Genomic DNA, 8320 nt, shown 5'->3' on the forward strand with positions numbered 1-8320 from the left:
TATGAATAATGAAGAGGTGGTTGACAGTTTTTATGTCGGATGTTTTAACCCTAAAAGAGACTCGTCATACTACTTCTTCATTATACAAAAATAGTGCAAGATAGGAATTACTTCCTTTCTTACACTATTTATGGTACTAAAAAGACCCCGAAGGGTCTATTTTAAAGTTTATTTTACTGCTATTGCTTCGATTTCAAGAAGACCATTTTTTGGAAGTTTGGCTACTTCAACACATGATCTTGCTGGTTTATGTTCAGAAAAATATTCTGAATATACCTCATTTACTGCTGCAAAATCGTTTACGTCGTCTAAGAATATATTTACTTTTACAACTTTATCCATACTTGATCCTGCTTCTTCTAGGATAGCTTTAATATTATCAAGACTTCTTGCAGTTGCTTTTTTTATGTCGTCAGTGATAAGTTCTCCTGTTTCAGGAATTAGTGGAAGTTGTCCTGATGTAAAAATAAATCCATTTACTTCTGTAGCTTGTGAATAAGGACCTACTGCTGCAGGTGCTTTGTCTGTGTGTAGAATTTTAACCATTGTTATTCCTCCTCATTTTCATGGTCATGGTTTTCTTTGTTTCCGTTATCTTCCCACAATCTTTCGAGATTATAATATTCTCTTTCATCCTTGTGGAATACATGTACTATTATATCACTAAAATCTAAAATTATCCATCTACTAGAGTTTTTCCCTTCACTGTGAATTGGTTCTTCCCCTTGTTCAGATAGTTTTTCGTCAATTTCACGTGCTAGGGCATCTACTTGTGCTGATGAATTTCCGCTAACGATTATAAAATAATCTGCGATAGAAGTCATTCCCCTTATATCTAAAACTTTTGTATCAATTCCCTTTTTTGATTCGCATGATTTAATAATGATATCTAACTTTTCTTGTACTGTCATTTTGCCTCCTATTTAAAATTATTTTCTAAAAGCATTACCTTTGTTTTATTTTCATTTGGTATGAAGTAAGATACTCCTCCAATATATTTTGGCGTGCCAGGAAGTGTATTCGTCGTGATATCTTCCGTTCCTATGCCACGCATATTTATTGCTACTTTAACTAATTTTTTTACTGGAATATTATTCTCAGAATAATTTACATAAGAGCCTAGAAGTAGTGGCGATTTAATTAATGTCTTTGGCTCCTTCATTTTTGACAAAAGTGCTGACATAAATTGTTGCTGTGCTTTTACTCTTCCAAGGTCGGCATCTTTGTAGCCCTTTCTAAATCTTAAAAATCCTATGGCATCGTGTCCATTTAATATCTGCGTCCCTTCTCTAATGTCTATCTTTAGAGGTGGATCAGCCGTTGGATCTTCGTATTTCATATCAATTGGAACATCTACTGTAACTCCTCCAATTTTATTTACTACATCTTCTACGAACCTATAATCCACTGTTACATAATATTTTATATCTGTGCCAAGAAGATTGTTTACTGTGTCAAGGGTTAGCTTACTCCCACCGTATTTGAAGGAGTGGTTAATCTTTGTCTTTTTATATCCCTTGATTTTTGTATAAGTATCTCTAGGTATAGAAATAATATTTACTTTTTTGCTTTTTCCATCCACATTTACTACCATAATGGTGTCAGATCTTGCGTTATCTGCTTTTTTTGAATCCAAGGAATCTACTCCAAGCATTAAAAATTGAAGGTCTTCTCCCCCTTGATCTACCTTGTTGGTATCTTCGTTTCCAATGAAATAAAAATAACCTGCGATGCCAGCAAGCGCCAATATTAAAATCACAATTATTGTTGTGATAAAGGCTTTAAAAAAACTTTTCATGTATCTATCTCCTTATAAAAATTTCTAGCAAGAACAGTCATTGGAACAATGTAACTATCCCTTTCTACTAAAAATCTTAGAGTGTTATTTAGTGCGAAATACATGGCTGCGTTCAAATCTTTTTTTGAAAGTTCCCTTGCTTTTTCCACACCGTCAAAATTTCTCATTGGCTCAATATAGTCCGCCAAAAAAATTATTTTTTCAAGATCAGACATATTTACTCTGCCAGTAGTATGATAGGCTATGGCATTTAAAATGTCTTCGTCTTCTATTCCATAAAATTTGCTTGCGAACAATGCTCCAAGATGTGAGTGGATAATTTGTGGAGCTTTTTGCATTTCTCTCGTAATGAGAAGTTTATTTTCTTTAGCTGTCTTTATAAGACAATCTTTATCCCTTATTTTTGCACAATCATGTAAAAATCCAGCAATTTCTGCTTTTTCCACATCTACTCCGTGAATTTTTGCAAGTTCCATTGATGTATCTTTAACTCTAATTGTGTGAAGAAATCTTTTTTCGCCAATTCTTTCGCGAATTTCTGATTCATATTTTTTAAAATTATAATTCAACCTTGTAAAACCCGCTTTCCTTAATATAATTCACTACTTCTTCAGGAATTAAATATTTAACAGATTTTTTATCTTTAATTCTTTCTCTAAGCTCAGTGGAAGAAATTTCGTAGAGTGGCGTGTGAATTATTTCCACCTTTGTGCCATAATTCTCTCGCAAAAATTTTAATTCTCTATTTATCTCTTCAATGTCAATGTATTTAGGTCTAAGCGCCACTACAAATTCAATTTCCTTGGAAAGTTCTTCAATTTTTTTCCAAGTTTTAAGTTGAAATAAAGTGTCGAGACCAATTAAAAAATATAATTTTTCTTCTTTATAAATTTTTTTCAGTTCTTTAACTGTATCAACTGTGTAAGATAATTTCACGCGATTAGTCTCTATATCACTTATCTCAAAATTTGGATTAGATGAAATGGCAAGTCTTACCATCTCATACCTATCTTTTGCTGATACATCTAAATCCTTGTGTGGAGGACTGCCAGTTGGAATAAAAATAACTTTATCCAAATTAAGTTCTTCCTTTAAATATTCACAAATCATTAAATGACCATAGTGAATGGGATTAAAGGTTCCTCCAAAAATTCCGTATTTTTTCATTATAATTCTATTTTTTTGTTTTCCTTAGACTCTCTATAAATTGTAAGTTTTTTGCCAATTTTTTGTACAAATTCAGCGCCCGTTGCATCAATTATTTCGTCAACTATTTCATCAACTTCAACTGGTGCATTTTGCAAAACTTTTATTTTTACAATTTCATGATCCTCTAAAAGTTTATCTATTTGATTTAAAAATCCTTCATTTATGCCATCTTTCCCCAATTGGATAAGTGGATCCATGTTGTGAGCAAGGCTCTTTAAGTGTGATCTTTGTTTTCCTGTTAACATTCTATCTCCTATATATTTTTATTCAAAAAACTCAAATTCGTAACCGCCGATAAATACTGAACAGCCATCTTCAGCGCCAAGTTCTTCCAATTTTTCAACTACTTTATTCTTTCTAAGATTTTCTTGGAAATATTTAAGTGAATCGTAATCGTCAAAATTTGTTGAACGAAGAAGTTTGTCAATATAAGGTCCTTCAACAAAATATTCGCCATTATCTTTAAATACCCTTATTCCTTCTTCTCGTTTAATTTCCTCAACATACTCTTCATCGTAGGTTTCGTAATCGTTGTAATCAACTTCTTTTAGACTATTATATGTTAGCTTCATTAATTTGTCCAAATTTTTTGTCGTGGCACAAGAACCTGCAATAATTTCATATTTTTCACCAAGTTCTTCTTCTAACTTTTTAAGATTTTCTTCGGCTCCTGGCATATCCATTTTGTTTGCAAAAATAATTTGTTTCTTTTCGCCAAGTTTTTCATTATATTTTACAAGTTCTTCATTAATTTTGTAGAAATCTTCAACAGGATCTCTGTACTCTGAGCCAGAAATGTCAATGACGTGAATTAAAATTCCAGTTCTTTCAACATGTTTTAAAAATTCATCGCCGAGACCAATCCCCTCTGATGCACCTTCAATAAGTCCAGGAATATCTGCAATTACAAAGGACTCCCCTTCTCCAACTTTTACAACTCCAAGGTTTGGAGTAAGTGTGGTGAAGTGATAATTTGCAATTTTTGGAGTCGCAGATGTTACTATGGAAAGAAGTGTTGACTTTCCTACATTAGGAAAACCAACAAGTCCTACATCAGCTAGAAGTTTTAATTCTAATATTACTTCTCTCTCTTCTCCAGTGTTTCCAGCTTGTGCAAAAGCTGGTGCTTGTCTTGTTGAAGTTTTAAACCTCGCATTTCCCAGTCCACCTTTGCCGCCTTTACATACAGTAACAGACATATTATTTTCCTTTAAATCGTAAATGACGCCCTTTGTGTTTGCATCTCTAATTAGAGTGCCAACGGGAACTTTTAGTATTATATCTTCGCCATCTCTTCCAAATTTTAATTTGTTCATGCCGTTTTGTCCATTTTCGGCTTTGTATTCTCTTTTGTATCTAAAATCCATCAAGGTGTGAAGTCCAGAGTCCGTCATTACAATTACATTTCCGCCTCTTCCACCGTCGCCACCAGCAGGTCCACCAGCTGGTTCATATTTTTCTCGTCTCCAAGCGACAGCACCATCTCCACCTTTTCCGGCTTTTAATTTTATTTTTGCTATATCTATAAACATTTTTACCTCGCATTTTTTAAAATTATATCATAGAATCAACACAGAATTGTAGTGAAAACTTGAACCTTATGTTAAATATGTAAAATCTTGGTGAAATTTTAGATTTTACAAAGAAATAAAACAAAAAATAAAAGCAAGGTTTCCCTTGCTTTATCTTTATGCTAATTCAACTTTTTCTTCTTCATAAACATTAGCAAATTTCTTTCCGCCTTTGCCCTTAGTTGTGAATCTTACAATTCCATCAGCTGTGGCAAATAGAGTGTCATCAGAACCTCTCATAACATTTTCGCCTGGATGAATTTTAGTTCCTCTTTGTCTAACAAGAATATTTCCTGCTAATACAAATTGACCGTCTCCTCTTTTAACTCCAAGTCTCTTTGAGTTTGAATCACGACCGTTCTTAGAAGAACCTGCTCCCTTTTTTGAAGAAAAAAGTAATAAATCAAATTTAATCATTTTACACCTCCACATTCTTTAGTGTCAAATATTCTGGGTAAGCTTCATCAATGAGCTCTATCCCCATTATCATAAATTCAAAACAAGTTTGAATATCTTTTCTTTTAAAAACATTACTATTTAAAATTTCTATTTTTAACAATCCGTCACCTTGTATGTCCACAATTTCACTTTCACTAACCCCCAATTTATTTATAAGTGTAAAATAAAAAGTTTGAGTGAGAGTTGAAATACTAGAGCAGACAATTTTATCAAATTCTCCCTCAGCGTGTCCACAAGACTTAAATCCATAGTAATAATCGCCTTTTTTGTAAAGGTCTATACTAGTCATTAGTTAATACCTGAAATTTCAACTAAAGTGAATGGTTGACGGTGTCCGTTTTTCTTTCTTTCGTTTTTCTTAGATTTGTATTTATAAACAATAACTTTTTTGTTTTTTCCTTGAGCTAATACTTTACCTTCAACTTTTGCACCATCAACAAAAGGAGCACCAATTTTAGGTTCATCTCCAGATACAAAAAGAACTTTGTCAAAAGTAACAGTGTCGCCTTCTTTTACATCTAATTTTTCAACTTTAATTTTGTCACCAGCTTCAACAACATATTGTTTTCCGCCTGTTTCAATAATTGCGTACATTGTAGCACCTCCTCATTACAAGACTCGCCATTATAGGCACCCTAGTTTAAAACCTATTCTGTGCGGTTACATCAATGTATTTTATCACATGAACTAATCTTTGTAAAGAAAATTTTATGGTTTTGTTTGCTTGCTCTCTTTATATATTATTAGCTTCTCAAGGAGAAAATGACGTCTAAAAATTTATTATAATAAATTATCTAGAAACTAATATAAACTTGTAAAAAATAAGCAGACTTTCGCCTGCTTACATATATCTTTATATTATAAAACTTTCAATTTAATTTCTAAAATTATTCAGTTATAGTCTTATTTTTGATTTCTTCTTTAAGTGATGCGATAAATTCATCTACATCCACATCTGCTACTTCTTCTCCATTTCTCTTTCTAACAGAAAGTTTGCCAGAAGTTTCTTCTTTTTCTCCAATTACTAACATATAATTGATTTTCTTAACTTGTGCTTCTCTAATTTTATAACCAACTTTTTCTGCACGACCATCAAGATGAACTCTAAGTCCCTCTGCATGAAGTTTATCTGCAATTTGTTGTGCAAAGTCTTTGAATTTATCAGATACAGGGATTACTTCAACTTGTACAGGAGATAACCATAGTGGGAATTTACCTGCAAAGTGTTCAATTAGTATACCCATAAATCTTTCAACTGATCCAAGTAATGCTCTGTGAAGCATTACTGGTCTCTTTCTTTCTCCATCTTCGTCAACATAAGTTAAGTCAAAATTTTCTGGAAGTTGGAAGTCAAGTTGGATAGTACCACATTGCCAAGTTCTTCCAATTGCATCTTCTAGGTGGAAGTCGATCTTAGGACCATAAAATGCTCCATCGCCTTCGTTAATTGTGTATGGAAGGTTCTTTTCTTCTAATGCTTCTTTAAGTGATTTTTCAGCTAAGTTCCATGATTCAAGGTCTCCCATGAAGTCATCTGGTCTTGTTGAAAGTTCAATTGAATATTTGAATCCAAAAGTTGAATATAAATAATCTGCAAGATCTATCATCTTAAATACTTCATCTTTAACTTGTGAGAATAAGCAATATACATGGGCATCGTCTTGAGTAAATGTTCTTACTCTAAATAATCCATGCAATGCTCCGGAAAGTTCATGTCTGTGAACAATTCCATATTCAGCAAGTCTAATAGGAAGATCTCTGTAAGAGTGGTTGTTTGAATTATAAACTAAAATTGAACCTGGACAATTCATTGGTTTTACTGCGTAGTCATCGCCGTCAATTTTTGTAAAGTACATATTGTCTTTATAATGATCCCAGTGACCTGATCTGTGCCATAGTGCTTCATTTAAGATAATTGGAGTTAGGATTTCGCCATATCCATTTTCTTCAAGGACACCTCTCCACCAGTTAAGAAGATTGTTTCTTAAAATCATTCCATTTGGATGGAAAAATGGGAATCCTGGACCTTCCTCGTGCATACTAAATAGGTCAAGTTCCTTGCCAAGTTTTCTGTGATCTCTCTTTTCAGCTTCTTCACGTCTTTCAATATATTCATCTAATTGTTTTTGTTTTTCAAAGGCAATGCCGTAAATTCTTTGAAGCATCTTATTCTTTGAATCGCCTCTCCAATATGCTCCTGCAATTGAAAGAAGTTTTATTGCCTTAATTTTTTTAGTTGAAAGAAGATGTGGTCCCTTGCAAAGATCTACAAAATCTCCAATCTTATACATTGTAATTTTTTCATCTTCTGGTAAATCTTTAATTAATTCAACTTTATAATCTTGGTTTTTTTCTTTAAAATAATTAATTGCTTCTTCTCTTGAAATTTCAATTTTTTCTATTGGAAGATCCTTTTTAGCAATTTCTTTCATCTTGTCTTCAATTTCCTTAAGGTCTTCATCTACAAATCTATGTTCAAGATCTAAATCATAATAAAATCCTGTTTCAGTTGAAGGTCCAATTGCAAATTTTGTTTCTGGATAAAGTTCTTGAATTGCATACGCCATTAAATGTGATGCAGTATGCCATAAAATTTCCTTTCCTTCGATGTCGTCAAATTTTACAACTTTAAAGTCACAATCTTCGAAAACTTCGTCGTCAAGTCCAAGTATTTCACCATTTACAACTGCTCCAAGAGAATCTCTCAATAATCCCTTAGAAATGTCCTCTGTAATTTTTGATACCTTTACACCACTTTCATATTCCTTTTGTGATCCGTCTGGTAATTTAATAATCATTTTTTCCTCCTAAAATTAATAAATAAAAAAAGTCATCATCCCAAAGGACGATGACCGTGGTTCCACCTTAATTAAACTCAAGGGATTTAACGCATCCTTACGCCATAGTTTGCTATGGAACTCCAAGTTAGTTTTCAAAAATATAAAATTGGAAATTTGCACCTTCCATTTCCTCTCTTAAAATTTTATATAATTTACTCTTCTTATCAAAGTTTATTTAAAAATTATTTTCATTATATCATATTTTTATTATTTTTCAAGTATTATAAATATTTAATTGTTGATACTAAGTGAATATTTTGATATGATTTTATCATAGTAATTTATTAATAGCTATTAGGATATTTAATGGGAAAGGAGCACTTTATGAAAAAGAAAATTTTTAACTTTTTTATAATATTTATTTTAGTATTTTCTATATTTACGCCAGTGTCAGCAAATAGAGAAACCATAGAAAAAAATAAAAATTCTAAAAAAATTATAAT

11 protein-coding genes and 2 other annotated features are annotated in these 8320 nt (G+C 32.2%); all 11 genes read right to left on the minus strand.

Going from position 1 to position 8320, the window contains the following annotated elements; all coding sequences use genetic code 11:
* Positions 1–168: 168 nt before the first annotated feature.
* The 11 genes from MR285_RS04625 to thrS all read right to left on the minus strand — a co-directional run bounded on the left by MR285_RS04625 (position 169) and on the right by thrS (position 7835).
* Positions 169–546 carry a RidA family protein gene (locus tag MR285_RS04625; protein ID WP_293558501.1) on the minus strand — a complete coding sequence of 126 codons (378 nt, stop codon included), beginning with the start codon at positions 544–546 and terminating at the stop codon, positions 169–171.
* A 2-nt stretch (positions 547–548) separates the two neighbouring features.
* Positions 549–911: a ribosome silencing factor gene (rsfS, locus tag MR285_RS04630; RefSeq protein WP_293558503.1), complete on the minus strand. Its 363-nt coding sequence runs from the start codon at positions 909–911 to the stop codon at positions 549–551.
* 8 nt (positions 912–919) lie between these two features.
* Positions 920–1798: an LCP family protein gene (locus MR285_RS04635; protein WP_293558504.1), complete on the minus strand. Its 879-nt coding sequence runs from the start codon at positions 1796–1798 to the stop codon at positions 920–922.
* A complete protein-coding gene (yqeK, locus tag MR285_RS04640) occupies positions 1795–2367 on the minus strand; it encodes a bis(5'-nucleosyl)-tetraphosphatase (symmetrical) YqeK (protein WP_293558506.1) in 573 nt (190 codons plus the stop codon). The genes MR285_RS04635 and yqeK overlap by 4 nt, the downstream gene beginning before the upstream one ends.
* Positions 2357–2965 carry a nicotinate-nucleotide adenylyltransferase gene (gene nadD / locus MR285_RS04645; RefSeq protein WP_293558508.1) on the minus strand — a complete coding sequence of 203 codons (609 nt, stop codon included), beginning with the start codon at positions 2963–2965 and terminating at the stop codon, positions 2357–2359. Before nadD ends, yqeK begins: the two co-directional genes overlap by 11 nt.
* Positions 2965–3252, minus strand: a complete 288-nt coding sequence (gene yhbY / locus MR285_RS04650; RefSeq protein WP_293558510.1) for a ribosome assembly RNA-binding protein YhbY — start codon at positions 3250–3252, stop codon at positions 2965–2967. The genes nadD and yhbY overlap by 1 nt, the downstream gene beginning before the upstream one ends.
* Before the next feature lie 18 nt (positions 3253–3270).
* Positions 3271–4539 (minus strand): GTPase ObgE, encoded by a 1269-nt coding sequence (obgE, locus tag MR285_RS04655; protein WP_293558512.1) that lies wholly within the window; start codon positions 4537–4539, stop codon positions 3271–3273.
* Between the two features lie 156 nt (positions 4540–4695).
* Complete coding sequence (rpmA, locus tag MR285_RS04660) at positions 4696–4995, minus strand: 50S ribosomal protein L27 (RefSeq protein WP_293558514.1); 300 nt, start codon at positions 4993–4995, stop codon at positions 4696–4698.
* Between the two features lies 1 nt (position 4996).
* Complete coding sequence (locus tag MR285_RS04665; RefSeq protein ID WP_293558516.1) at positions 4997–5326, minus strand: ribosomal-processing cysteine protease Prp; 330 nt, start codon at positions 5324–5326, stop codon at positions 4997–4999.
* On the minus strand, positions 5326–5631 hold the full coding sequence (gene rplU, locus MR285_RS04670; protein ID WP_293558518.1) for a 50S ribosomal protein L21: 306 nt from the start codon (positions 5629–5631) through the stop codon (positions 5326–5328). The genes MR285_RS04665 and rplU overlap by 1 nt, the downstream gene beginning before the upstream one ends.
* Before the next feature lie 10 nt (positions 5632–5641).
* Positions 5642–5709 (minus strand) — a sequence feature (ribosomal protein L21 leader region).
* 215 nt (positions 5710–5924) lie between these two features.
* Positions 5925–7835, minus strand: a complete 1911-nt coding sequence (gene thrS, locus MR285_RS04675) for a threonine--tRNA ligase (RefSeq protein ID WP_293558520.1) — start codon at positions 7833–7835, stop codon at positions 5925–5927.
* Between the two features lie 40 nt (positions 7836–7875).
* Positions 7876–8054: a binding site (T-box leader), on the minus strand.
* Positions 8055–8320 lie beyond the last annotated feature (266 nt).

Origin of the sequence: Peptoniphilus sp. (genome assembly GCF_022767005.1) — a bacterium.
Taxonomy (GTDB): domain Bacteria; phylum Bacillota; class Clostridia; order Tissierellales; family Peptoniphilaceae; genus Peptoniphilus_A.

Excerpts from the sequence above, each read along its gene's own strand:
- MR285_RS04625 (WP_293558501.1), bottom strand. The coding sequence starts at position 546 with ATGGTTAAAATTCTACACACAGACAAAGCACCTGCAGCAGTAGGTCCT.
- rsfS (WP_293558503.1), bottom strand. The coding sequence starts at position 911 with ATGACAGTACAAGAAAAGTTAGATATCATTATTAAATCATGCGAATCA.
- MR285_RS04635 (WP_293558504.1), bottom strand. The coding sequence starts at position 1,798 with ATGAAAAGTTTTTTTAAAGCCTTTATCACAACAATAATTGTGATTTTA.
- nadD (WP_293558508.1), bottom strand. The coding sequence starts at position 2,965 with ATGAAAAAATACGGAATTTTTGGAGGAACCTTTAATCCCATTCACTAT.
- yhbY (WP_293558510.1), bottom strand. The coding sequence starts at position 3,252 with ATGTTAACAGGAAAACAAAGATCACACTTAAAGAGCCTTGCTCACAAC.
- obgE (WP_293558512.1), bottom strand. The coding sequence starts at position 4,539 with ATGTTTATAGATATAGCAAAAATAAAATTAAAAGCCGGAAAAGGTGGA.
- rpmA (WP_293558514.1), bottom strand. The coding sequence starts at position 4,995 with ATGATTAAATTTGATTTATTACTTTTTTCTTCAAAAAAGGGAGCAGGT.
- MR285_RS04665 (WP_293558516.1), bottom strand. The coding sequence starts at position 5,326 with ATGACTAGTATAGACCTTTACAAAAAAGGCGATTATTACTATGGATTT.
- rplU (WP_293558518.1), bottom strand. The coding sequence starts at position 5,631 with ATGTACGCAATTATTGAAACAGGCGGAAAACAATATGTTGTTGAAGCT.
- thrS (WP_293558520.1), bottom strand. The coding sequence starts at position 7,835 with ATGATTATTAAATTACCAGACGGATCACAAAAGGAATATGAAAGTGGT.